Origin of the sequence: Deinococcus sp. AJ005 (assembly GCF_009017495.1) — a bacterium.
In the GTDB taxonomy this organism is placed as follows: domain Bacteria; phylum Deinococcota; class Deinococci; order Deinococcales; family Deinococcaceae; genus Deinococcus.
In genome coordinates this window covers 1,072,234-1,093,825 of sequence record NZ_CP044990.1, presented here as the reverse complement: position 1 = coordinate 1,093,825, position 21,592 = coordinate 1,072,234, and the positions used below count along the sequence as shown (strand labels likewise).

Sequence of the window (21,592 nt, the reverse complement as noted above, 5' to 3'; positions counted from 1 at the left end):
GAGCCGACTCGCCTCCGAAGTACCATGCATGACATGCCGGACGCGCAGACCCCCAAAGCCCCGTCCGTGGCGACTGTCATTCCTGCCTACAACGAGAGCGAAACGGTGGCGGAGGTGGTACGCGTGGCGCTGGAATTGACGCCAGACGTGGTGGTGGCCTCCGACGGCAGTGACGACGACACGGCGGCGGTGGCCCGCGCGGCAGGGGCCAGAGTGGTTGAGCTGAGTGAGAATGTCGGCAAGGGCGCGGCCCTGCGCGCGGCGCTGGACGCCACGGACGCCGAGTTCATCATCATGCTGGACGCCGATCTGACCGGCCTGACGCTGGATCACCTGGAGCGGATGCTGCGGCCCGTGCTGGACGGCAGACTGGACATGAGCATCGGGGTCTTCGAGGGCGGCGGCTTCGTGACCGACTGGGGCAACAAACTGACACCAAACCTGAGCGGTCAGCGGGTCTGCCGCCGCGCCCTGCTGCTGGCCGTCCCCCATCTGGGCGAGGAACGCTGGCCCGAACCGGCCATCACTGCGTACCTGAAAGACACCGGGGCACGCTGGGATTACATAGAACTGCCGAATGTGGGACAGGTGCTGAAGGAAAAGAAACGCGGTTTCTGGAACGGTGCGTGGGCCAGAACCCGCATGTACGCCGATCTCGTGACCTTCCGGGCAAGGCGCAAGAGGCCGTGATGCGAGAGGGAGATGTTTGCTGAGTAGCAGGGCAAATCCCTTATCTCCCCCTCAAAGCGAGCCGAGAGACGCAAGTGGCACAGCAATTCCGCAACCCTTACCTCCCTTCTAAGAGGAGGTCCTCCGAAGAAGGGGACTTGCAGAGCCGCAAAGCAGAGGGATTAAACGGGCAGGGCAACCCTCCAGCCGAATCCGTCACCTTCCCTTTCCCCCACCCCGCCTAGCCCTCGTCGATCTGGCGCAGCTTTTCCATCCGATCACCCAGTTCTGGCAGGTCCAGGGCGCGCAGGGATTTGACGGTCCGGCCCAGGCCCGCGCCGTCGATACGGTTCTGGTTCCAGCCCGCGATCAGCATGGCCAGACCCTGGAGGGCGTCGCCCATCGTCTCCTTGTGGAACATGGCGGCCAGATTGCCAGCCTGCGCGGGCTGGGTCTGTTGTACCTGCGCCTGCACGTCCAGCACCACCTGCATGAACACCGGGTCCAGGCGGGCGCGGTCATTGGGGGAAATGGGCTTGTCTGTCTTATTGACATCTGGCTTTTTGGCGTCTGGTTTGCTGGGTTCGGGAGACATGCCGGGCAGTCTAGTGGGCCGGGGGCAGCGGCGCATGCGGCGGGGCGGACAGTTGGTAGGAACTTACAATGGGGGCAAACAAATCTGAATGGAGCGAGAAGAGGAAAAGACTCGCTAGCAGCGATGGGAGTCCCTTTCAGCATCTGGGCGAGTCTGGAGCATTTGCACGCACGGCAGCCTGCCCCTCCCCTTAAGTTCCCATCAGGCTGTCATTCCGGCGTCAGACACTTTGTGAGAGACTGGCCCGCTATGCTGGATATCCTGCTCGTTCAACTTTCCAAACCCAGCGTGTGGCTGTGGCTGGCGATTGCGCTGGTCATTTCCTACGCCGTCCACCGTTTCGGGCGCATTCTGCTGCGAACCCTGCGTGGGCAGGTCGGCGCGCGCATGCTGCTGGCCCTCAAGTGGCTGTGGCTGGCCGTGGTCGTGGTGGGCTACGTCGCCTACGCCACCTACAAGATCTACCTGCCGGATGTTCCGGTGCTGTTCGGGCTGGGCCAGAGCATCGCCGAGGGCTTCCGCAACACCGCCGGACAGGCCGTGGTGATCGTGGCACTCGCACTGATCGCGTGGCGAATGGTCGGCACCTTCAGCCAGCGCATCGTGGCCGAAGACGACGAATTCAACCGCCGCAATGTGCGCGTACAGACCCTCAAAGGCGTGGTGGAAAGCACCCTCAAGGTCACCATCATCATCATCAGCCTGATCGCGGGCCTTCAGGCGCTGGGCGTGAATGCCACCAGTCTGCTGGCCGGGGTCTCGGTGCTGGGGCTGGCAGTCGGCTTCGGGGCGCAAAGCCTGATCAAGGACGTCTTCACCGGCTTTTTTATTCTGCTGGAAGATCAGTACGGCGTGGGCGACGTGATCAGCGTCAACAATGGCCTCCTCAGCGGCAACGTAGAGACGCTCAACCTGCGCCTGACCGCCCTGCGCGCCCTGGACGGCACGGTTCACCTGATCCCCAACGGCCAGATCAACACCGTCAGTGTGAGCAGCAAGGACTGGAGCCGGGTGGTTGCCACAGTGGACGTGACCTACGCGGCCAACATCAACGATGCATTGCGGGTGCTGAAGGCCGTCAGCGACGAGATTTACAACGATCAGGAGTGGAAGAAATTCTTTCTGGAGGAACCCGACATTCAGGGCGTCACGCAACTGGCTGCCGACGGCGTGACCCTGCGCGCCCTGTTCAAGGTGTTGCCCAAGAGCCAGTACGCGGTGGGCCGCGAATTCAACCGCCGGATTAAAATTGCCATGGATCAGGCCGGCATAGAGATTCCCTTCCCACAGCGCAGCCTGAATTTTGGCGGCGCACCCATCGAGATCAGGCTGACCCGCGATAGCAGCGGGCCGGACCTGAAAGAGCAGAACCGCACCCAGTCCCCCATCAAGCCCAGCGAGAGCCGTGACCCGGAGGACGAGGACTGATGGCCCCATCCTGACGGCCAGTTCTGACCCGCAGAACATCCGTGAATGATGTGTTTGTCAGAGTCCTGCTGCTAAAACTGTTTCATGGGTCCTGACCTTCCCTCCTCATCCTCGCTGGGGGTCTGCGATTGCCAGACCCTGTCTCCCACAGCCCTGGGTCAACCGGACCGGCTCGCGCTGCACAGCGCCTCTGCCCATGTCCAGCGCAAGCTGTGGCTGGCGCTGGAGGCCCACCACCTGACCTACCAGACCCACGGACAGACGCTGGTGGTCCTGCCCGAGAACTTGGCCGATCTGAATGCACTGCTGGACAGCTTCTCAGTCTCCGAGCGGCATGAACTGCTGGCCACGCCGTGGCAGGGCGGCGGGCCGGACCCCTGGCAGATCGCGCCGCTGGAGCAGTGGCTGCGCCGCCTGAACACCCCCTGGTTTGCCGGGGCTGCCCAGCAGATCCATTTCATGGTGCAGCCCATCGTGCGCCTGCACAATATGCAGGTTCATGGTCATGAGGCGCTGGTGCGCGCCCGGTGGAATGGGGAGCAACTTGGTGCAGATACCCTGCTGCTGGCCGCCGCCGCCCACGGACAGGCCCGCGCCTTCGATGCCCACGCCCGCAGGCACGCCATCATGCAGGTCTATCCGACGCTGCCACCGGGCCAGCGGCTGTTTATCAATTTCTCGCCCAGCGTGGTGTACAACCCTGACATCTGCCTTCAGACCACCTTCGAGGCCTGCCGTCAGGTGGGCGCGGATTTCTCCCGCCTCGTCTTTGAAGTGACCGAGAGCGAGGCGTTCCCCGATCTGGCCCTGCTGCGCCGCATTCTGGAACGCTACCGCGCAGAGGGTGCGCGGGTGGCCCTGGACGATCTGGGGGCCGGACACACCAGTCTGGCCTACCTGAGCGAACTTCAGCCGGACGTGGTCAAGCTGGACCGCGCGTTGGTGCAGGGCCTGCACGCCGACGATCCCCGCGTCCCGCTGGTGCAGGCGCTGATCACCTACGCCCACGCTCTGGGCATCGAGGTGGTGGCCGAGGGCATCGAAACGCCCGGCGAACTGGCCCTGATCACCGCCCTGGGCAGCGATTACGGGCAGGGGTATTACCTGGGGCGTCCAGCAGCCCAGCCTGTTCCTGGCCCCACGGTCACGCCAGACTGGCAGTCTTACCCAGGCTGACGGGCACGGTCTCGGTCAACTGCCCACCCGCCAGCAGGGTGGAGAATTCCTCGCCGTAGAGTGTTTCGCGGACCAGCAACACCCGCACGATTTCGTGGACGGCGGCCAGATGCTCGCGCACCAGGGTCAGCACGCGCCCATAGGCGGCGTCAATCAGGGCGCGCACCTCCTCGTCGATTTCCTGGGCAGTGGATTCGGACATGGGCTGCATCTGTGAGCCGCCGCCCAGATAGCCCGCCTGATCGCTGGCCAGCGCCACCTTGCCGATGCGGTCACTCATGCCCCATTCGGTGACCATCCGGCGGGCAATGTTGGTGGCCTGCTGGAAGTCGTTCTGCGCCCCAGTGGTGACCTCGCCGTAGATGACTTCTTCGGCGGCGCGGCCCGCCAGCGCCACGGCGATCATGTCTTCCAGCGCGGGGCGCGTGACATGCAGGCGGTCATCGGCGTCGGGCATCATGAAGCCTGCGGCTCGCCCACGCGGCACCACGGTCAGTTTGTTGACGCGGTTGGCGTGCGGCAACAATTGCGCGGCCAGCGCGTGCCCAACTTCGTGATAGGCCGTGACCTTGCGGTCTGCCTCCCGCACCACCATGCTGCGCCGCTCGGGTCCCATCAGTACCCGGTCTCTGGCCTCATCCACATCTCTGGCAGTGATACGGTTCCGGCCCTCTCTGGCGGCCAGCAATGCCGCCTCGTTCAACAGGTTTTCAAGGTCTGCGCCCACCATGCCCGCCGTGCGCCGCGCGATGACGCTCAGGTCCACGCTCACGTCCAACGGCTTCTTGCGGGCATGAATCTTGAGGATATGTTCGCGTCCGCGCACATCCGGGGCGTCGACCACTACCTGACGGTCAAAGCGTCCCGGACGCAGCAGCGCTGCGTCCAGCACATCCGGGCGGTTGGTGGCCGCCAGAATGATCACTTCCTGCCCACTCCCGAAGCCGTCCATCTCCACCAGCAACTGGTTGAGGGTCTGTTCGCGCTCATCATTGCCGCCCTGCATCGAAACGCCGCGCTTTCTGCCTACAGCGTCAATCTCGTCGATGAAGACGATGCACGGCGCACTCTTGCGGGCCTGCTCGAACAGGTCACGCACGCGGGCAGCCCCAACGCCGACGAACATTTCCACGAAGTCAGAGCCGCTGATGGAGAAGTACGGAACTTTGGCTTCCCCAGCGACAGCTTTAGCTAAGAGTGTCTTCCCGGAGCCGGGAGGGCCGACAAGCAGAACGCCGTGGGGAATACGTGCGCCGAGCTGATGGTACTTCTCGGGCTGGCGAAGGAAATCGACGACTTCCTGGAGGTCCTGCTTGGCCTCGTCGCAGCCCGCAACATCGGTGAAGTTGGTCTTGATCTGGCCCTCGGCGATCACGGCGGCCTTCGATTTGCCGAAGTTGCTGGCCGCGTTGCCGCCACCGCCGCCCGCACCGCGCATGCTGCGCCACAGGACCACGATGATCAGGGCGGTCAGGACCAGCGGCAGCACCTGCGTGACCCAGCCGAAGGGCGAGCCGCCCGCCACCACCCGCAGCGGCACGTTGGCCGCGCGGATCTTCTCCAGCGTCGCGCCGTCGGGCGGCACCACCAGCGAGCGCACCGCCTGCGAGGTGCCGGACCCGGCAAGGAAGGTCACGCTGGCGTTTCCGGCGCTGTCCAGCCGCACCGAGGCCACCCGGCCCGCCTTCAGGTCCTCAAAAAAGCGGTTGGTGCTGTAGCCGCCGCCCGCCGGGTTGCCCAGCGTCGCTGGGGCATTCGGCGTGGCCGCCGGTCCCGTGGCGCTGGACTGATTGATGGTGCTGGGCTGGGTGGCCACCGGCAATACCTCCTGCCCCTGGGCCAGAGCAGCGGACACGGCGAGGGGAACAGCCAAAGACAACAGCAGGGCCAGCGAGCGCAGGGCGCGAAACATGCGTCATGCTATGCCAGCGGCGGGCGGGGCAACCGTCAGCAGAGGCGGTATCTCAGCACCGCTCAGCAACCTGCCGAGGCCAACCTTCCCCTGAATCTGACGAATCTGAAATGTAAGGTAGGCTTCTCTCTCAGGTTCCCGTCAGCCTCAGCGCTTATGCTGCCGGGTATGCGTACATTCTTTCTGTTCGGCGCGCTGGCCCTGGGTCTCAGCGCCTGTACCGTCACCGTTCGGCCCGATGCCAACGCCAATGTTCAGATTCAGCCCCAGCGCAGCAACCTGATCACCGGCCTGCGGCCTGACCGGGGCGAGGGCAGCACCTACGGCGTGGGCGAGGCCGTGCGCTTTCAGTTCAGCGCCCGCACGCCCGGCTACGTGACCCTGATCGCCCTGCAAAGCAACGGCTACGCCAGCGTGCTGGCCCAGAACGTCTACGTCAACGCTGGGACCACCTTCTTCCCGCGTCCCGAGGACGGCGTGATGTACAACCTGGCCGAGCCGCGCGGCATTCAGCGCGTGCGTGCCATCTTCACCCGCGTGCGCCCCACCACCGCCATCGTGCTGAGCGGCAGCTACGACAGCAACCGCTGGAATTCCACCACCACCGCCTACCTGGACCCCTACGCCGTGGGTGACCGCGACGTGCAGGAAACCTTCCTGTACATCCGCTAAAGAACCCTGATCCTGGTCCCTCTCCGCAGTGGAGAGGGGCTTTTTTTGATCTGCTCCGTCTGTTTCTACTCCGCTCTACTCAGGCGCTAGCCTGCGGGCATGTCCCAGCCCAGCTCCGATGCCCTGACCTTTTCCGATGCCAGCGCCCGTGTGGACGCGTATGTCTCGCAGTTTAAGGAGGGGTACTTTCCGCCGCTGCTGCTGATGGCCCGCCTGTCCGAGGAAGCGGGCGAGGTGGCCCGCGTGATCGCCCACGAGAACGGCAAGACGCCCAAGCCCGGTGAGGACGCGGGCGACCTAGAGCTGGAACTGGCGGACCTGCTGTTCGTGATGATCTGCATGGCCAATGAGCGTGGCATCAGCCTGGAGCGCGGTTTTGCCCGCATGATGGACAAGGTGGAAACCCGCGACGCCAACCGCTGGACCCGCAAGGAGGAAAGCGAGTGAGTGCCGATGCCCGTTATCCCCTGGGGCCAATGCCCACGCCGCTGGAACTGAGCGCGCCTGAGCGACAGGAGGCGCTTGAGCATCTGCGCCGCCTGCCGGGCGAATTGCGCGCCGCCGTCGCCGGGCTGAGCAACACACAACTGGACACCCCCTACCGCGAGGGCGGCTGGACCGTGCAGCAGGTGGTCCACCACGTCGCGGAAAGTCACATGAACGCCTTTATCCGCGTCAAGCTGGCGCTGACCGAGGAAAACCCCGTCATCAAGCCCTACGAGGAAGACCGCTGGGCCGACTTGCCGGACCATCAGTTGCCGCCGGAGGTCAGTCTGACGCTGGTGGACGCCCTGCATAGCCGCTTGATAGCTGTGTTGGAAGGCGTGACCGGGACCGACTGGAGCCGCCCGTGGACGCACCCCGCGCAGGGCCGCACCTATACGCTGGACTCGCTGCTGGCGCTGTACGCGTGGCACGGGCGGCACCACGTCGCCCACATCACGGACCTGCGCGAGCGCAACGGCTGGCAGAACTAGTAGAAGCTGTCCAGCACGACGAGAACACGCACGTCGAAGTGGAACTGAAAGCCGCCGGGGTGGTTGTTCTGAACGCGGGCGGCGATATTCTGCTGGTGCGTGAGCTTGGTACGGCAGGCCAGATGGAAAAGGCGGGCCTCTGGCACATCCCCAGCGGCAGTGTGGAGGATGGCGAGAATCCCGAAGCCGCCGCCATGCGCGAGGCGTTCGAGGAGACTGGCCTGCGCGTGACGCTGACCCGTTTTCTGGGCGCGTACCTGGGCCGCTTTCCAGACGGTGTATTTATCCTGCGGCACGTCTGGCTGGCCGAACCGCTACCGGGACAGACGCTCCAGCCCGTTTTCGCCCATGAGATTGCCGAGACGCGGTATGTGGGCCGGGCGGAATTTGACGCGCTGTATGCCGCCGGTAGGCTCCGCATGTACCAGACCACACTGTTCTACGCCGACGCCCTACGCGAACGGGCCAGAACCTGAGCGTCAATCCCACCCACCTCTCCATCCTGCACGCGGTGGCACGGTAGGCTGCGCCGCATGACGCGCGCCCCTTCACCCTCCAATGGTTCGGCCACCGATCCGGTCACAGCCCCCGTGCAACGGGCCTATGACCGCTACGGGCGGCAGGCCGACAAATGGCAGGCGGGCTACGCGGCGCGCGGAGGCAAGATCTTCTGCGGGGCGGGGTGCTTCCAGTGCTGCAACATGCCCATCCGGGTGTCGCTGGCCGAGGCGATCATCACCGCCCGCGCCATTGACGCCGCACAGGCAGAAGCCATGGAAGCGCACGCCCACGCCGCCCTCCAGAACGCGAGGACCGCGAAAGATGATGCCCAGTACGTGCAGCGTCACCGTCAGGAGGTGGGCTTCTGCCCGCTGCTGGACCGCGAAACTGGAGCCTGCACCCAGTACGAGGCCCGCCCCACCCGCTGCCGCGACACCTTCAGCGCCTTTCCGGCCCACTACTGCGCGGAAGGCACCTGGGAAGCCATGAGCAACCGCGAGAAACGCGAGTATCACCGCGAGGTGGCCCGCACCCCCGGCACGGACGGCGAGTGGCATTTCATCGCGCCGCTGGAACATCTCTCGGAGCCGGTCTGGGTGGCGGCGTCCAAAGCCATGCAGGCGCAGTGGGGTCTGGAGGTCTGGGGCGATTTCTGGCTGCTGACCACGCTGGCCGCCGATGCGGGGTTCATGGCGCGGGTGGAACGCGGCGACGCGCGGGGAGCGTGGCAGGTGGCAAGTGGGCGCGGGCTGGCGCACCGGGAACTGCTGCAAATCGAGTAATACGGACTCCGATTGAATCGTTTGCAGAACGATGGAAATCCGAGCGGATGCGAGAAGGACCAAAGCGGGTTCCGGGCGTGGAGTTGGCAAACTGGCGCTTTCCCAGTTTGTTAACGAAACAGACGGAATCCGTATAAGAGGGTTGCCCAGGACTTCAGGCCCTGCGACTTCTGGTCCGCGCCCGCGAGCGCGGCATCTTCAGCCTCTTTGCGCCCTGCCGGAAGCCGTGATCGGGGCGGATGCCGTCGGCGATCAGGTGCAGCCACTGGCTGAGGAAATAGCCCAGTGCCAGCGGCAGGATGAATTTCAGGCTGATCGGCTGCGGGATGGTGGGCAGTGTCAGCGTGGGCATGGCGTAGCGCAGCACGCCCACGATCAGCGTGATCAGCAGCGCCAGGTAAGCCAGACGGGTCAGCGGCCCGATCACCCAGCTATGGGACAGGCCCCGGTGCCGGAACAGCTTGCCATACGGCACCCACACGAAGCCCAGCAGTCCCCAGTAGCGTTTGCTGTCCACATGGCCGTCGGCCAGATCCAGGTCCGGCGACAGCAGAAAGGTTCCAGCGGCGAAGGCCACCGTGAAATTCAGCGCCTGTACCGGGGTGATGGTCAGCAATTCCTGTCGGCTAAGGATCAGGGCCGCTGCCGACAGAACGCTGTAGGCCGCGATATTGATCAGGTTGTGGACACGTCCGCTGGGCACCCGCCCATTGTGCTGTGCTGGAGGGGGATTTTGCCAGACCCCCGCCGGACCTGTGCGGCCTCCCCCCGCCTCCCTCCCCCGCTACGGACCGCGCCCGTTCACACAGGCCCCACCGCGATACGGCATGCTGGGCAACGATGGCCCGTCTCTCCCAGCCCACCCTGTCGCCCTCTTCCCTGCTGCTGGGGCTGGTCCTGACTTGCATGCTGGCGGCCTGCACTCCCTCCGCGCCGCTGCCCCTGACAGACCAGTCACTGAATCTGGGCATACAGCGGGACGCGCAGGCCACGCAGCCGTTCAGCGGCACCTGGACCGTGACGGGCAAACCCGCTTGGCTTCAGGTCTCACCCACCTCCGGGCAGGGAAACGTGAAGGTTCAGGTCAGCGCAGACCGGGGCGTGGCCACACCGCTGGCGGCGGATCAGGCGGCACTGACGGGCCAGATCAGGATCGAGTGGAAGATCGGTGACGGCGAGGCGCAGCGCGGCACCGCCACCTGGAACGTCAAGGCCGATCAGTACGTCCTGAAAGGCCGCCTGAGCGAGGAAACTGCGGCGCAGGGGCAGGACCTGCGAACAGTCACTGGACCCACAGCCCCTCAGTCGGGGGCAGGGCAGGCGCGCGGCATCATCGTCAAATACCGGGATGTGGACGGGGCAGCAAGCGTCAGAGGATCAGGCAGCGTCAGCGAGCGCGCCGGGCAAACCCTGCGGGCCGCCGCCCTGAGCGTGACCTCTAGCCGCCCGCTGTCCACGGACACCGCCGCGTTGCAGGTGGAGGATGTGGAAGTAGCCCTGCGACTCCTGCGGGCCGATCCACGGGTGGAATACGCCGTTCCCAACGCCCTGTTGCACGCTCAGACTCTTCCTCAGCCCCCGCTGGCGCAGCCGCTGGAACCCACGGACCAGTACGCCGCGCTACAATGGCCTTTCCGGCTGCTGGGCTATCCCGCCGTGTGGCGCGACATGGAGGGCGGCGCGTACTCGCGGCCCGTGACGGTGGCCGTGCTGGACAGCGGCGTGCGTTATGACCACCCCGATCTGGAAGGTACCCTCTGGAAACCGGGCGAGGGCGCGCTGGACCTGCTGACCGATCCCAACAATGGTGACGGCGACGGCACAGACAACGATCCCACCGATCCGGGGGACCGGACCCGCAGCACGGGCAGCCACGGCACCCATGTGACCGGAATCATCGCGGCCCGCTGGGGCCAGAACACGCCGTCCTGCGTGGGGTGCAGCCTGACCGGCGTGGTGGGCGCAGTGCGGCGGGCCAATGTGAAGGTGCTGCCTCTGCGGGTGATCGACGTGGCGGGCGACGCCGCCATTGCCGACGTGGCCCTGGCCGTGCGCTACGCCGCTGGCCTGCCAATCACGCTGGCCGGAAAAACACTAACCAATCCACAGCGGGCCGCCGTGATCAACCTGAGCCTGGGGGCACAGGTCAGCGCCGACACCGCCCGCCCCATGTGCGAGGCCGTCCAGGACGCCCGCGACGCCGGATCGCTGGTGATCGCGGCGGCGGGCAACGGGTATAACACCACACCGTATTATCCAGCGGCCTGCCCGGCGGCGGTGGCGGTGGGCAGCGTAACCCTCTCGGGCGGCAGCGCACCCAAACACGCGGTCTACAGCAGCGCCTACGCCGCCGTGCAACTCAGCGCGCCGGGCGGCACCGATCCCAGCCTGGACCCCGGCACCTTCAACGGCGGCGTCTTCAACGGCCAGCCTTTTCAGGATCTGGTCCTGTCCACGGGTTGGGATTACGCCAAAGGGCAGCCCGAGTACGAGGCCGAGGCCGGGACCAGTCAGGCCGCCCCGCAAGTCGCGGCACTGGCCGCACTGCTGCTGAGCAAGGGCGTGACGAACGACGCCGCCTCCACCCTGACCCGCCTGAACGCCACCGCCACCGATCTGGGCGCAACCGGGCACGATCCGCTGTTCGGCTCCGGCATGATCAACGCCGCCGCCGCGCTGGGTGCGCCCGCCATCAGCGACACGCTGGGCCTGCGCCTTCAGGATTCGCGCGGGCTGGTCTTTCAGCCCCCCATGGACGCCCTGGGCAACTTCAGCGCCTATCTGGGAGACGGCAATTTCAGCGTCGTCGGGGGCCGGGACCGCGACAGCAACGGCATCTACGGCGAGACGAACGAACCCCGCGCCGAGCGGTTCGTCACGCTGGGACCGTCCCTGCCGCAGGTGGATGTGGGCGACTTGATTCCCAGGTAGAGCCGCGCAGCCCTCCTTGCCCCTGTAAAAGGAGTGAGGGTCAGGGCCGGTACACGCGGACCTGAACGCCAAGCCACAAAAAAACCGCCCACCACAAAGGGCGGGCGGCTTATCCTGAATTCCGGGGTTTATTCGCCCTGGGTTTCGGGGGCGGCTTCGGTCTGCGCGGCGGGCGCAGCAGCAGCTTCGGCAGCCTGGGAGGCGGCGGCCTGATCGGCAGCCTGCTTGCTGGCCCTGGCGGCCTTGCTGACCTCGGCGTCCTTCATCACGCGGCTGCGGTCGCTCTTGATACGGGCGGCCTTGCCACGCAGATCGCGCAGGTAGTACAGCTTGGCGCGGCGGACCTTGCCGCGCTCCAGCACGGTGACCTTGGCCAGCAGCGGGCTGCTGAAGGGGAACACGCGCTCCACGCCCTCACCGAACGAGATCTTGCGGACGGTGAAGCTCTTGCGGCTGCCCGAGCCGTTCAAGGCGATGACCACGCCTTCAAACGCCTGGTTGCGGGTGCGGTTGCCTTCCACCACTTTGGTTTCCACGCGCACGGTATCGCCGGGGCGGAACTCGGGGTGGTCGGTCTTGATGTGCGGCTGTTCGACGGCGCGCAGGATCGCGCCACGGTTCACTTTGATGTTGCTCATGCTTGGCTCCTTTGGTCAGCGGACCGCCCCACTGTCCAGCCCTCTTGTCAGGAAAAAAGGGGACTGGCAGAGACGTTCTTTCACCAGATGCGGGCGCGGCTGCACGCTGACAGCCGGGCCGGGCCTTGGGAGTATACGCGACGCCAGCCGGGGTCGGCAAGCGGTGTGCGGCTCACCTTCGCTGGGGCCGAAACAGGCGAGGATGCGGAGTGTGAGCCACATTGCACCTTTTAAGCCCTGTTTTCACGACACCCCGGCGCGTCCGGGACCGGTCCAGCCATGAATACAGGCCAGGAAAAGCGCGACGGCTTGCTGGCTGACGCCCAGCACGCCACCCACAGCCAGCGCCGCCGGGTCTCGGAAGTGCGCGCCCGCGAACATGTCGGCGCGGCAGGCTGGGCGCAGAGCAGCACCCTGGAAGACATCATCCGCACCGGGCAGCAGGGGCTGGCAGCAACCGACGCGCTGCGCGAGGTCATCCACCTGACCACCGAGCAGATTCGCACGCTGCCGCTGGGGGCCACCCCCCACGAGCGCGGCGGGCAGACCCAGGCGCTGCTGGACATCGTACAGAGCAGCCAGGAACAGATCACGGCGGCGCAGGCCCTGGAACAGTTGATGAGTCTGGCCCTGGAAGACGTGGCGCGGACCCCGGTGGACGAGCTGAACGTATCCAGGCTCAGGCTGATCCAGCGGCGGGTGGGCGAGCAGTTGGGGGCGCTGAGCGCCATTATGGACGCGGCGCGGGCGCAGGCGCAGACGCTGGAACAGGCCGGACAGCTTGAGGAGGTGCTGAACGAACACCAGCGCCGCATCGACGAGATTCAGCGCTTCAGCGCCGCCCACGAGGCCACTGCTCTGGCCGAGGCAGGCGCGGACATCGTCGAGCGCATCGGCGAACTGGACGACGCTGCGCCCGAACAGGTGGAGGCCCTGACCCAGATCGGCGGGGCCGTGGCAGAGAACATGGGCAGGACCGGCGCGTCCGAGGAGGAACAGGCGCAGGCCCTGAACCGGCTGGCCCACGACATGCAGGACAGGGCTGACGAGTTGCAGAAAGACGTGCCGAAAGAACAGACGGAGCCTTCCTAGAGCGTAATCCAGTAGCGGCGTATCGGCTTTGGATGGGATGCCAGCACGAATTCCCCCTCCAGCACGCCGCCATTGCCCTCGATCACCCCACGTGAGCCGAGATTATCGGTGTCACAGGTGATCAAAACGCGGTCCAGGCCCAGCCCACGCGCCCGCTCCAGCGTCAGGCGCAGGATGGTGCTGCCGTGGCCCTGCCGCCGCACCGAGGGGCGGATTTCGTAGCCGATATGGCCGCCAAATTCGCGCAGGCGTGGGGTGAGGGTGTGGCGCAGGCTGGCGCGGCCCAGGTAAACGTCGCCCTCCACCAGCCAGAGGTGTTCGGAGTGCACGAAGCCTTCCGGCAGTTCGTGGCCCGGCTCGTAGCGGCGCAGATCGGCAAGCACGCTCTCGAAGTCGGCTTCCATTTGCGTAACGTCCCAGTTCAGGGTGTCGCCCAGACCACTCCCTGCGGCCTGTGCCTCACGCACGGCTTGAATGAAACTTTGCTGGTAATGGCTGGAAGGAGAGACGAGTTCGGGCATGACCTGGATATTACGTCCTGACAGGCCGGACACTCCAGAACGCGACATAACCAGCCTGAGGGCGCAGATTCACCAGGGGGCGTGGTCAATCCGGGGCGTAATTTGGCGCAGGACACGGTGAATGTGGAAAGGCCGGGCGTACAATTCTGGGTATGAAGGCCCCCACATTCGACACCATAGACCTGGGCCGCGTGCCGTACCGCGACGCCTGGGCCTTGCAGAAAGAACACCACGCGCGGGTGGCGGCAGGGGGCAGACCCGCGCTGCTGCTGGTGGAACACCCGCCCGTGCTGACGCTGGGCCGCAAGGCGCGCGAGGGAACCAACATCATCGTGACGCGCGAGTATCTGGAAGCGCAGGGCATTGAGGTGCTGGAAGTCGAGCGCGGCGGTGACGTGACCTACCACGGCCCCGGTCAACTGGTGGCCTACGCGATCTTCCCGGTGGGCCGGCGCGTGCAGGATTTCCTGCGCCTGCTGGAGGCCTCCACCATCCTGGCCCTGGATGCTCTGGGTCTGCCCGACGCCCGCCCCAACCCCGGCTACGCGGGCGTGTACGTCGATCCGCGTGAGGTCAACGGCCTCAGCTACGATCAGAAAATCGCCTCCTTCGGGGTGGCGGTGCAGAAGAACGTCGCTCTGCACGGGCTGGCGCTGAACGTGACCACCAACCTCCAGCATTTTGAATTGATCGTACCGTGTGGCCTGAGCGGTACACAGATGACCAGCGTGGAACGTGAATACGAACTGCGCGGTCTGGGCCAGAGTCCTGACATGGACAGCGCCCGCAAAGCACTTTCCGACGCCTTCACCACCACCTTTGAAACCTACGACTGGACGCTGCCGGAACTTGCCGGGGCGGGGAGCTGACATGACGCAGACCGAACAGAAACAGACTGACCATAAAGAACCCAAGTTCATTAAGAATGGCATCTACCGCAAAGACAGCGTGCCCGTGCGCGAGAAGAAGCCTGACTGGCTGAAGGTCACCATCCCCACCGGACAGGTGTTCGGCGAGGTCCGCAAGATCGTCAAGGAACACCGCCTGCACACGGTCTGCGAGGAAGCCATGTGCCCCAACATCGGCGAGTGCTGGTCACGCGGCACCGCCACCTTCATGCTGATGGGGCATATCTGCACGCGCGGCTGCCGCTTCTGCGCCGTGGATACTGGCAACCCGATGGGTAAGCTGGACCTAGACGAGCCGCAGGGTGTGGCAGAGAGCGTGGCGCTGATGGGCCTGAAGTACGTCGTGCTGACCTCGGTAGACCGTGACGACCTGCCGGATGGCGGCGCGTACCACTTTGCCAAGACGGTGGCGGCCATTAAAAAGTTGAATCCCGAAACCCGTGTGGAAGCCCTGACCCCCGATTTCAGCGGCAACACCCACTGCGTCGATCTGGTGCTTGACAGTGGCGTGGACACCTATGCCCAGAACATCGAAACGGTGCGCCGCCTGACCCACCCGGTCCGTGACATCCGCGCCGACTATGACCAGACCCTCGCCGTGCTGGCCCATGCCAAACGCGCCCGCCCGGACGTGATCACCAAAACATCCGTGATGCTGGGCCTGGGCGAAACCCGCGAGGAAATTATGCAGACCATGATCGACTGCCGCGCGGCGGGCGTGGACGTGCTGACCTTCGGGCAGTACCTGCGCCCCACCATGCACCATCTGGCCGTGGAGCGTTACGTGACTCCCGCCGAATTCAATGAGATCCGCGAGGAAGGCATGAAACTGGGCTTCCTGGAAATCGTGTCGGGGCCGCTGGTCCGCTCGTCGTACAAGGCCGAGCAGATTGTGATGGACCACCCGCGCGGATTGCCCGAACACCTCACCCATATTGCCGATGGGGATCAGCTCAGCCTGATCTGAGCGGAGCAGGAAAAAAGGGGCCGGGGCTTGAAGCCTGCGGCCCCTCATTCTGAGAATTTGGCGTCTCGGTCAACCTTCACGCTAAAGTCCACAGATGATCCAGCAGCTTCAGCGCGGGCAAAGGCTCACACTCGACGGACTGACTGCCCAGCCGCAGCTCACCCTGCGGGCGCATTTGCCCGGCATGGAAACCGCTGATCTCAGCGTATTTGGCCTGAACGAATCCCGGCAACTGACGGATGATCGCTATTTCATCTTTTACAACCAGAAAGCCAGTCCTGAACAGGCCATCACACTCAACCCCTCAGAGCATTCGTTTCAGGTCGATCTAGCACGGTTGCCACTTGGCATACATCGCCTTGTCTTCGTGGCCACCACCGATGAGCAGCCGTTTTCCGCCCTTCGGCGTGGCACGGCCAGCCTGATGGATGAGCGTGGCGACAGTGTGCATTTCAATGTGGAAGGGCAGATGTTTCAGAGCGAGCGGGCGCTGATTCTGCTGGAGGTCTACCGCTACCAGGGAAAGTGGCGGGTCACGGGCGTGGGCCAGGGCTTTTCCGGCGGTTTGCAAGCATTGCTAGAGTTGATGGGTGGCGAGGTTGTGGCTCAGGAAGAAATGCCTCTTCTGCAGCCTGATCAATCCGCCCATCCTGACCACACGGCAAGCCAGACACCCGACAAATCTTTCACGCCGCTGCTTGCTGCCTGGGAACCCCTGCAATCGGCCCCGCCACGTCCCGCCGCTGATGCCCACGCCTGCCAGAACTGCGGCAAGCGGGGAAGTCTCTTCGCGCCGCTCAAGCTGAACAGCGAGGGCCTGTGCCGCGATTGCGCCCACAAGGCTCAGGAGGCGCTGGGGCGTTTCCGCACGCGCTTTCTGGCAGCCTGCGCGGACGGCGTCATGGAACATCATGAATGGCAGGACCTACAGCAAACCGTTTTGCGAGAAGAACTGGATGCCAAAACGGCCCTTGATTTTGTGAGGACCGACGCTCTGCGCCTGATGGAGCGGACACTCACCCTCGCCTATTCGGACGGAATCATCAGCTCGCAGGAGGAAATTGATTTTAGGGATCTGGCGCGTTTGCTCTGCATTCCGCCGGGCTTGCTGGCCCCCCTTCAAAGCGAACTTGTGGATTTGCGCGCCGCCACCAGCATCCGTGAAGGCCACCTACCCGCAGTTCAGACGACAGTTCTTCTGGACGCAGGCGAAGTGGCCCACTTGGAAGTTCCTGCCACTTTCCGGCATGTCACCGCCACCCGCAGCCGCGACATCGTTGGACGTGCGGTGGTGACCAACCGTCAGATTTACTTTATCGGCGGTGCAGGGGAAGGCGGCTGGAACGTCCAGTATGGGAAGATTCTTCGGATTGAGGAACGCTCAGACGGCGTGAATCTTGAGCTATCGGTCAAGAAGGGCAGCGGCACCTACCACCATGTCTCTAAGCCTCTTATTTTAAGTGCCACTCTGGACGCTTTAGTTCGGCTACATAAGCGGCTTTTACTGATGCCGCAGACTGAACGGGCAAGCCGCAGCATTCCACAGAACATCAAAATCGCCGTGTGGCAGCGGGATCAGGGAAAATGCGTTCAGTGTGCAGATAACAATTATCTGGAATATGACCATGTGATTCCCCATAGCCTGGGCGGCGCGAGTACCGAGAATAATTTGCAGCTTCTCTGTCGGCGCTGCAATTTGCAGAAAAGCAACAAAATTTAGTCTTCATCCGTTCAAATCCATAAACCCACCCTTAGAAATCCCCCTTCCCCACCGTCCTAGACACCATTCCCCCATTCCATCACCCAAAAGCAGGACGCGTGACTTGCTCTTAACTGACAGAATGCGGTCAATGCGTCACGTTACTCTGGGGAATATGCGCCCCACCCCCTTTCTCGCGCTTGTTCCAGCCCTGCTGCTGGGCCTGAGCGCCTGCACGCCCAGCACAGGCGGCCCCGGCCCCACGGTGCAGACCAGCACGCCCGTCAGTACGGTGTCCTTTTATCCCAGTCAGGCCGGGCTGGCGTGGTCCTACCTGCCCGAAGGTGAGCCGACTTCCGCCGTGCCCTACGTGCTGCGGGCGCTGGGGCCGAGCATCTATGCCAACCAGACCGTGCAGGCGCTGCAACTGACCGGGCGCGGCGCAGACCAGACGTGGTACCGGACCTTCTCGGCAGACGGTGTCAAGTTGCTGGGACTGAGAAAACCCGGCGTGAACGTGCGGCTGGACCCGCCGTGGCTGGAATACCCGGCGGAAAGTGCCTGGAAGGTGGGCCTGACGTGGCAGGGCGTGAGCAACATCGCCATCAGCGGGGACGACGGCAAGGTGCAGGCGCAGGGCACGCTGAATTACAGCTATACAGTGCAGGAAAAGCGGCAGCAGGACACGCCCGCCGGAAAGTTCGAGGTGTGGGTGGTCACCCGGCAGGTCAGTGACACGGTGGGCGGCCTGTTTCCAGCCACGCAACAACTGTGGTTCACGCCGTATGTGGGCGAGGTCCGCACCCCCGAAGGCTTACTGCTGGTGGGACGCAATTTCAAGGGAGGCCGCTGATGAGCGACATGAAGAAGGCTGACGGGATGGATCTTGACCACAGGCTCACACCGCTGCTGGACCGGATTTACGGCCCTGATGACCTCAAGAAGCTCTCGCGTGATCAGTTGCCCGCGCTGAGCCAGGAACTGCGCGACGAGATCGTGCGGGTCTGCTCGGTGGGCGGGCTGCATCTGGCGTCCTCGCTGGGGGCCACCGATCTGATCGTGGCGCTGCATTACGTGCTGAACAGCCCGCGTGACCGGATTCTCTTCGACGTGGGCCATCAGGCGTACGCCCACAAGATGTTGACCGGACGGCGCGATCAGATGGCCACCGTCAAAAAGGAAGGCGGCCTGAGCGGCTTCACCAAGGTCAGCGAGTCCGAGCATGACGCGATCACGGTGGGCCACGCCAGCACCAGTCTCGCCAACGCGCTGGGCATGGCGATGGCGCGCGACGCGCTGGGCCAGGATTACAAGGTGGCCGCCGTGATTGGTGACGGTTCGTTGACCGGCGGCATGGCACTGGCCGCCCTGAACACCATCGGCGATCTGCGCCGTAAGATGCTGATCGTCCTGAACGACAATGAGATGAGCATTTCCGAGAATGTGGGGGCGATCAATAAATTCATGCGCGGCCTGCAAGTCCAGAAGTGGTTTCAGGAAGGCGAGGGGGCCGGGAAGAAAGCCGTGCAGTCCCTGAGCAAGCCGCTGGCCGACTTCATGAGCCGCGCCAAGAGCAGCACCCGCCACTTCTTCGATCCGGCCAGCGTCAACCCCTTTGCCATGATGGGCGTGCGTTATGTCGGCCCGGTGGACGGCCACAACGTTCAGGAACTGGTCTGGCTGATGGAACGGCTGGTGGATCTGGACGGCCCCACGATCCTGCATGTCGTGACCCGCAAGGGCAAGGGCCTGAGCTACGCCGAGGCGGACCCGATCTACTGGCATGGACCCGGCAAATTTGACCCGGACACCGGGGATTTCAAGGCCAGTAACGCGTACTCGTGGAGCGCCGCATTTGGCGACGCCGTGACCGAACTGGCCAAACGCGATCCGCGCACCTTCGTGATCACCCCCGCCATGCGCGAGGGCAGCGGGCTGGTGGGCTACAGCAAGGTGCACCCGCACCGTTATCTGGATGTAGGCATCGCCGAGGACGTGGCCGTGACCACCGCCGCTGGGATGGCCTTGCAGGGCCTGCGGCCCATCGTGGCAATCTATTCCACCTTCCTGCAACGCGCCTACGATCAGGTGCTGCACGACGTGGCGATTGAAAATCTGAACGTCACCTTCGCCATTGATCGCGCCGGGATCGTGGGGGCAGACGGTTCGACGCACAACGGCGTGTTCGATCTGAGCTACCTGCGCAGCATTCCCAACGTTCGGATCGGCCTGCCCAAAGACGCGAACGAGTTACGCGGCATGTTGAAATACGCGCAGGAACACGCCGGCCCCTTCGCCATCCGTTACCCCCGTGGCAACACTGCCAGGGTGCCGGAAGGAACTTGGCCCGAGCTGGAATGGGGGACCTGGGAGCGCGTCAAGGACGGCTCGGACGCCGTGATCCTGGCAGGCGGCAAGGCGTTGGAATACGCGCAGGCAGCGGCAGGCGATCTGCCGGGTGTCGGCGTGGTCAACGCCCGTTTCGTCAAGCCGCTGGACCTGAATATGCTGCGCGAACTGGCCGGGAGCGCCCGCACGATCATCACCGTGGAAGACAACACGCTGGTGGGCGGCTTCGGCAGCGCCGTGCTGGAGGCGTTGAACAGCATGGGCCTGAGCGTTCCCGTACGGACATTGGGCATCCCCGATGAGTTCCAGGATCACGCCACCACCGAGAGCGTCCACGCCCGCGCCGGAATCGACGCGCAGGCGATCCGCACCGTGCTGGCCGAGCTTGGGGTGGATGTACCGCTGGGCGTCTGAAGCGATCAACGAAAAGGGGAAGCAGAGTTAAAACTGTTTCCCTCTTCTTCTGATCTAGCTCCTGCCCTGCCCTTCCCCCACCACCACCCATTTCGTCGTGGTCAGTTCCCTCAAGCCCATCGGCCCCCGCGCGTGCAGCTTCTGCGTGCTGATGGCGACTTCCGCGCCCAATCCCAGTTGCCCGCCGTCATTGAAACGGGGGCTGGCGTTGACAATCACGGCGGCACTGTCCACGTCCTGAATAAAACGCTCGGCCTGCGCGTCGTCGCGTGTCAAAATCACGTCGGTGTGGTTGCCGTGGGTGGCAATGAAGTCCAGCGCTTCCTCCAGTCCAGATACGACTTTGAGGCTGACGGTCAAGGCCAGGAATTCGGTGCCGTAGTCGGTATCGGTAGCAGGCATCACGGCGATCCCCGCGTTCTGCAACGCGCTCCACGCCTCGGCATCGGCGCGCACTTCCACGCCGTTTTCCAGCAACGCGCGGGCGATGTCGGGCAAGGCAGCCAGAGCGTCCCGATCAATCAACAATGTGTCCAGAGCATTGCAGGCGCTGGGCTTCTGAACTTTGGCATTCACGATAATCTCGGCAGCCCGCCTCACGTCTGCCGGGTCACGGGTGAAGCTGGCGTCCAGATAGATATGAACCACGCCGATGCCGCCCACGATCACGGGGACGGTAGCGTTCTCGACACAGTAGCGGTGCAGCCCGGCCCCGCCGCGCGGGATGATGGCGTCCACCAGATCGTCCAGGCGCAGGAGTTCGCGCATGCGCTCGCGGGCCGGATCGTGGATGACCTGCACGGCGTCGGTAGGGAGGTTCTGGGCTTTCAGAGCCGCGCGAATCGCCTCTTCCAGGGCCGCGTTGCTGTGAACGGTTTCCTTGCCGCCGCGCAGGATCACTGCGTTACCACTCATCAGCGCCAATGCAGCCACATCCACGGTGACGTTGGGACGCGATTCGTAGATGACCCCCAGCACGCCCAGCGGCACTCGCCTCTGTGAGACCTGAATCCCGCTGGGCTGGGTCTGCGCCCCCGTGGTCTCCCCCACCGGATCGGGCAGCCGCGAGACGGCCTCCACATCGGCGGCCACCGTTCTCAGCGCGGCGGCGTCCAGACGCAGGCGGGCGATCATGTGTTCGGGCAGACCAGCTTCCTGCGCGGCCAGCACATCCTGGGCGTTGGCCCGCACGATTCCGTCTTCACGGGCACGCAGTTCGGCAGCGATGGCGCGCAACGCCTCTACCTTGCGCGCTGTGGGCAGGGAACGCAGCACCCGGCCCGCCGCTTTTGCCCGCACGCCCATCTCGCGGATTCCCATTGCCGTGTCTTGCAGCGCTGTCATGCTGCCCAGCGTAACAG

The 21,592-nt window shown here is 64.6% G+C and carries 21 protein-coding genes; 15 read left to right on the top strand and 6 right to left on the bottom strand.

What is annotated here, in order from left to right; translation table 11 throughout:
* Window positions 1–33 precede the first annotated feature (33 nt).
* Window positions 34–690: a glycosyltransferase family 2 protein gene (locus DAAJ005_RS07190; RefSeq protein ID WP_151846516.1), complete on the top strand. Its 657-nt coding sequence runs from the start codon at window positions 34–36 to the stop codon at window positions 688–690.
* Between the two features lie 220 nt (window positions 691–910).
* Here the strand turns inward: DAAJ005_RS07190 and DAAJ005_RS07185 are convergent, their stop codons facing one another.
* Window positions 911–1,264: a hypothetical protein gene (locus DAAJ005_RS07185; RefSeq protein ID WP_151846515.1), complete on the bottom strand. Its 354-nt coding sequence runs from the start codon at window positions 1,262–1,264 to the stop codon at window positions 911–913.
* 249 nt (window positions 1,265–1,513) lie between these two features.
* On the opposite strand from DAAJ005_RS07185, the gene DAAJ005_RS07180 reads away from it, so the two are divergent.
* Together DAAJ005_RS07180 and DAAJ005_RS07175 are read left to right on the top strand one after the other, a co-directional pair.
* Window positions 1,514–2,692 carry a mechanosensitive ion channel family protein gene (locus tag DAAJ005_RS07180; protein WP_151846514.1) on the top strand — a complete coding sequence of 393 codons (1,179 nt, stop codon included), beginning with the start codon at window positions 1,514–1,516 and terminating at the stop codon, window positions 2,690–2,692.
* Window positions 2,693–2,776: 84 nt separating this feature from the next.
* Window positions 2,777–3,868 carry an EAL domain-containing protein gene (locus DAAJ005_RS07175; protein WP_226342621.1) on the top strand — a complete coding sequence of 364 codons (1,092 nt, stop codon included), beginning with the start codon at window positions 2,777–2,779 and terminating at the stop codon, window positions 3,866–3,868.
* Here the strand turns inward: DAAJ005_RS07175 and ftsH are convergent.
* Window positions 3,837–5,780: an ATP-dependent zinc metalloprotease FtsH gene (ftsH, locus tag DAAJ005_RS07170; RefSeq protein ID WP_151846513.1), complete on the bottom strand. Its 1,944-nt coding sequence runs from the start codon at window positions 5,778–5,780 to the stop codon at window positions 3,837–3,839. The genes DAAJ005_RS07175 and ftsH overlap by 32 nt on opposite strands.
* A gap of 168 nt (window positions 5,781–5,948) precedes the next feature.
* On the opposite strand from ftsH, the gene DAAJ005_RS07165 reads away from it, so the two are divergent.
* The 5 genes from DAAJ005_RS07165 to DAAJ005_RS07145 all read left to right on the top strand — a co-directional run bounded on the left by DAAJ005_RS07165 (window position 5,949) and on the right by DAAJ005_RS07145 (window position 8,712).
* Window positions 5,949–6,452 (top strand): DUF4384 domain-containing protein, encoded by a 504-nt coding sequence (locus DAAJ005_RS07165; RefSeq protein WP_151846512.1) that lies wholly within the window; start codon window positions 5,949–5,951, stop codon window positions 6,450–6,452.
* 99 nt (window positions 6,453–6,551) lie between these two features.
* Window positions 6,552–6,899 carry a nucleotide pyrophosphohydrolase gene (locus DAAJ005_RS07160; RefSeq protein WP_151846511.1) on the top strand — a complete coding sequence of 116 codons (348 nt, stop codon included), beginning with the start codon at window positions 6,552–6,554 and terminating at the stop codon, window positions 6,897–6,899.
* A 29-nt stretch (window positions 6,900–6,928) separates the two neighbouring features.
* Window positions 6,929–7,429 (top strand): YfiT family bacillithiol transferase, encoded by a 501-nt coding sequence (locus DAAJ005_RS07155; protein WP_151848446.1) that lies wholly within the window; start codon window positions 6,929–6,931, stop codon window positions 7,427–7,429.
* A gap of 38 nt (window positions 7,430–7,467) precedes the next feature.
* Entirely contained in the window at window positions 7,468–7,905 is a 438-nt protein-coding gene (locus tag DAAJ005_RS07150) for a Nudix hydrolase (RefSeq protein WP_226342619.1), read from the top strand.
* A 57-nt stretch (window positions 7,906–7,962) separates the two neighbouring features.
* Window positions 7,963–8,712 (top strand): YkgJ family cysteine cluster protein, encoded by a 750-nt coding sequence (locus DAAJ005_RS07145; RefSeq protein ID WP_151846510.1) that lies wholly within the window; start codon window positions 7,963–7,965, stop codon window positions 8,710–8,712.
* 154 nt (window positions 8,713–8,866) lie between these two features.
* Here the strand turns inward: DAAJ005_RS07145 and DAAJ005_RS07140 are convergent, their stop codons facing one another.
* Window positions 8,867–9,415, bottom strand: a complete 549-nt coding sequence (locus tag DAAJ005_RS07140) for a metal-binding protein (protein ID WP_151846509.1) — start codon at window positions 9,413–9,415, stop codon at window positions 8,867–8,869.
* Between the two features lie 137 nt (window positions 9,416–9,552).
* On the opposite strand from DAAJ005_RS07140, the gene DAAJ005_RS07135 reads away from it, so the two are divergent.
* Entirely contained in the window at window positions 9,553–11,643 is a 2,091-nt protein-coding gene (locus DAAJ005_RS07135) for a S8 family serine peptidase (protein ID WP_151846508.1), read from the top strand.
* A 128-nt stretch (window positions 11,644–11,771) separates the two neighbouring features.
* Here the strand turns inward: DAAJ005_RS07135 and rplS are convergent, their stop codons facing one another.
* Complete coding sequence (gene rplS / locus DAAJ005_RS07130; RefSeq protein ID WP_151846507.1) at window positions 11,772–12,281, bottom strand: 50S ribosomal protein L19; 510 nt, start codon at window positions 12,279–12,281, stop codon at window positions 11,772–11,774.
* A gap of 279 nt (window positions 12,282–12,560) precedes the next feature.
* On the opposite strand from rplS, the gene DAAJ005_RS07125 reads away from it, so the two are divergent.
* On the top strand, window positions 12,561–13,373 hold the full coding sequence (locus DAAJ005_RS07125) for a hypothetical protein (RefSeq protein WP_151846506.1): 813 nt from the start codon (window positions 12,561–12,563) through the stop codon (window positions 13,371–13,373).
* On the opposite strand, the gene DAAJ005_RS07120 is transcribed toward DAAJ005_RS07125, so the two are convergent.
* Window positions 13,370–13,894, bottom strand: coding sequence for a GNAT family N-acetyltransferase (locus DAAJ005_RS07120; protein WP_151846505.1), 525 nt, complete (start codon window positions 13,892–13,894; stop codon window positions 13,370–13,372). The genes DAAJ005_RS07125 and DAAJ005_RS07120 overlap by 4 nt on opposite strands.
* A 152-nt stretch (window positions 13,895–14,046) precedes the next feature.
* Here DAAJ005_RS07120 and lipB point away from each other — a divergent pair, with 152 nt between their 5' ends.
* The 5 genes from lipB (at window position 14,047) to dxs (ending at window position 20,231) form a co-directional block, all read left to right on the top strand.
* A complete protein-coding gene (gene lipB / locus DAAJ005_RS07115) occupies window positions 14,047–14,763 on the top strand; it encodes a lipoyl(octanoyl) transferase LipB (RefSeq protein WP_151846504.1) in 717 nt (238 codons plus the stop codon).
* Window position 14,764: 1 nt separating this feature from the next.
* Window positions 14,765–15,769, top strand: a complete 1,005-nt coding sequence (gene lipA / locus DAAJ005_RS07110; RefSeq protein ID WP_151846503.1) for a lipoyl synthase — start codon at window positions 14,765–14,767, stop codon at window positions 15,767–15,769.
* Between the two features lie 94 nt (window positions 15,770–15,863).
* Window positions 15,864–17,489 (top strand): TerD family protein, encoded by a 1,626-nt coding sequence (locus DAAJ005_RS07105; protein ID WP_151846502.1) that lies wholly within the window; start codon window positions 15,864–15,866, stop codon window positions 17,487–17,489.
* A gap of 154 nt (window positions 17,490–17,643) precedes the next feature.
* Complete coding sequence (locus DAAJ005_RS07100) at window positions 17,644–18,321, top strand: hypothetical protein (RefSeq protein WP_151846501.1); 678 nt, start codon at window positions 17,644–17,646, stop codon at window positions 18,319–18,321.
* A gap of 8 nt (window positions 18,322–18,329) precedes the next feature.
* The gene (dxs, locus tag DAAJ005_RS07095; RefSeq protein WP_226342684.1) at window positions 18,330–20,231 is read left to right on the top strand and encodes a 1-deoxy-D-xylulose-5-phosphate synthase; all 1,902 of its coding nucleotides are present in this window, start codon (window positions 18,330–18,332) and stop codon (window positions 20,229–20,231) included.
* Between the two features lie 54 nt (window positions 20,232–20,285).
* Here dxs and DAAJ005_RS07090 read toward each other — a convergent pair whose 3' ends face one another.
* On the bottom strand, window positions 20,286–21,575 hold the full coding sequence (locus tag DAAJ005_RS07090) for a glutamate-5-semialdehyde dehydrogenase (RefSeq protein WP_226342618.1): 1,290 nt from the start codon (window positions 21,573–21,575) through the stop codon (window positions 20,286–20,288).
* Window positions 21,576–21,592: the final 17 nt, after the last annotated feature.

What these genes read in the sequence shown, in the direction of transcription:
- DAAJ005_RS07190 (WP_151846516.1), top strand. Translation starts at nt 34, where the DNA reads ATGCCGGACGCGCAGACCCCCAAAGCCCCGTCCGTGGCGACTGTCATT.
- DAAJ005_RS07185 (WP_151846515.1), bottom strand. Translation starts at nt 1,264, where the DNA reads ATGTCTCCCGAACCCAGCAAACCAGACGCCAAAAAGCCAGATGTCAAT.
- DAAJ005_RS07180 (WP_151846514.1), top strand. Translation starts at nt 1,514, where the DNA reads ATGCTGGATATCCTGCTCGTTCAACTTTCCAAACCCAGCGTGTGGCTG.
- DAAJ005_RS07175 (WP_226342621.1), top strand. Translation starts at nt 2,777, where the DNA reads ATGGGTCCTGACCTTCCCTCCTCATCCTCGCTGGGGGTCTGCGATTGC.
- ftsH (WP_151846513.1), bottom strand. Translation starts at nt 5,780, where the DNA reads ATGTTTCGCGCCCTGCGCTCGCTGGCCCTGCTGTTGTCTTTGGCTGTT.
- DAAJ005_RS07165 (WP_151846512.1), top strand. Translation starts at nt 5,949, where the DNA reads ATGCGTACATTCTTTCTGTTCGGCGCGCTGGCCCTGGGTCTCAGCGCC.
- DAAJ005_RS07160 (WP_151846511.1), top strand. Translation starts at nt 6,552, where the DNA reads ATGTCCCAGCCCAGCTCCGATGCCCTGACCTTTTCCGATGCCAGCGCC.
- DAAJ005_RS07155 (WP_151848446.1), top strand. Translation starts at nt 6,929, where the DNA reads ATGCCCACGCCGCTGGAACTGAGCGCGCCTGAGCGACAGGAGGCGCTT.
- DAAJ005_RS07145 (WP_151846510.1), top strand. Translation starts at nt 7,963, where the DNA reads ATGACGCGCGCCCCTTCACCCTCCAATGGTTCGGCCACCGATCCGGTC.
- DAAJ005_RS07135 (WP_151846508.1), top strand. Translation starts at nt 9,553, where the DNA reads ATGGCCCGTCTCTCCCAGCCCACCCTGTCGCCCTCTTCCCTGCTGCTG.
- rplS (WP_151846507.1), bottom strand. Translation starts at nt 12,281, where the DNA reads ATGAGCAACATCAAAGTGAACCGTGGCGCGATCCTGCGCGCCGTCGAA.
- DAAJ005_RS07125 (WP_151846506.1), top strand. Translation starts at nt 12,561, where the DNA reads ATGAATACAGGCCAGGAAAAGCGCGACGGCTTGCTGGCTGACGCCCAG.
- DAAJ005_RS07120 (WP_151846505.1), bottom strand. Translation starts at nt 13,894, where the DNA reads ATGCCCGAACTCGTCTCTCCTTCCAGCCATTACCAGCAAAGTTTCATT.
- lipB (WP_151846504.1), top strand. Translation starts at nt 14,047, where the DNA reads ATGAAGGCCCCCACATTCGACACCATAGACCTGGGCCGCGTGCCGTAC.
- lipA (WP_151846503.1), top strand. Translation starts at nt 14,765, where the DNA reads ATGACGCAGACCGAACAGAAACAGACTGACCATAAAGAACCCAAGTTC.
- DAAJ005_RS07105 (WP_151846502.1), top strand. Translation starts at nt 15,864, where the DNA reads ATGATCCAGCAGCTTCAGCGCGGGCAAAGGCTCACACTCGACGGACTG.
- DAAJ005_RS07100 (WP_151846501.1), top strand. Translation starts at nt 17,644, where the DNA reads ATGCGCCCCACCCCCTTTCTCGCGCTTGTTCCAGCCCTGCTGCTGGGC.
- dxs (WP_226342684.1), top strand. Translation starts at nt 18,330, where the DNA reads ATGAAGAAGGCTGACGGGATGGATCTTGACCACAGGCTCACACCGCTG.
- DAAJ005_RS07090 (WP_226342618.1), bottom strand. Translation starts at nt 21,575, where the DNA reads ATGACAGCGCTGCAAGACACGGCAATGGGAATCCGCGAGATGGGCGTG.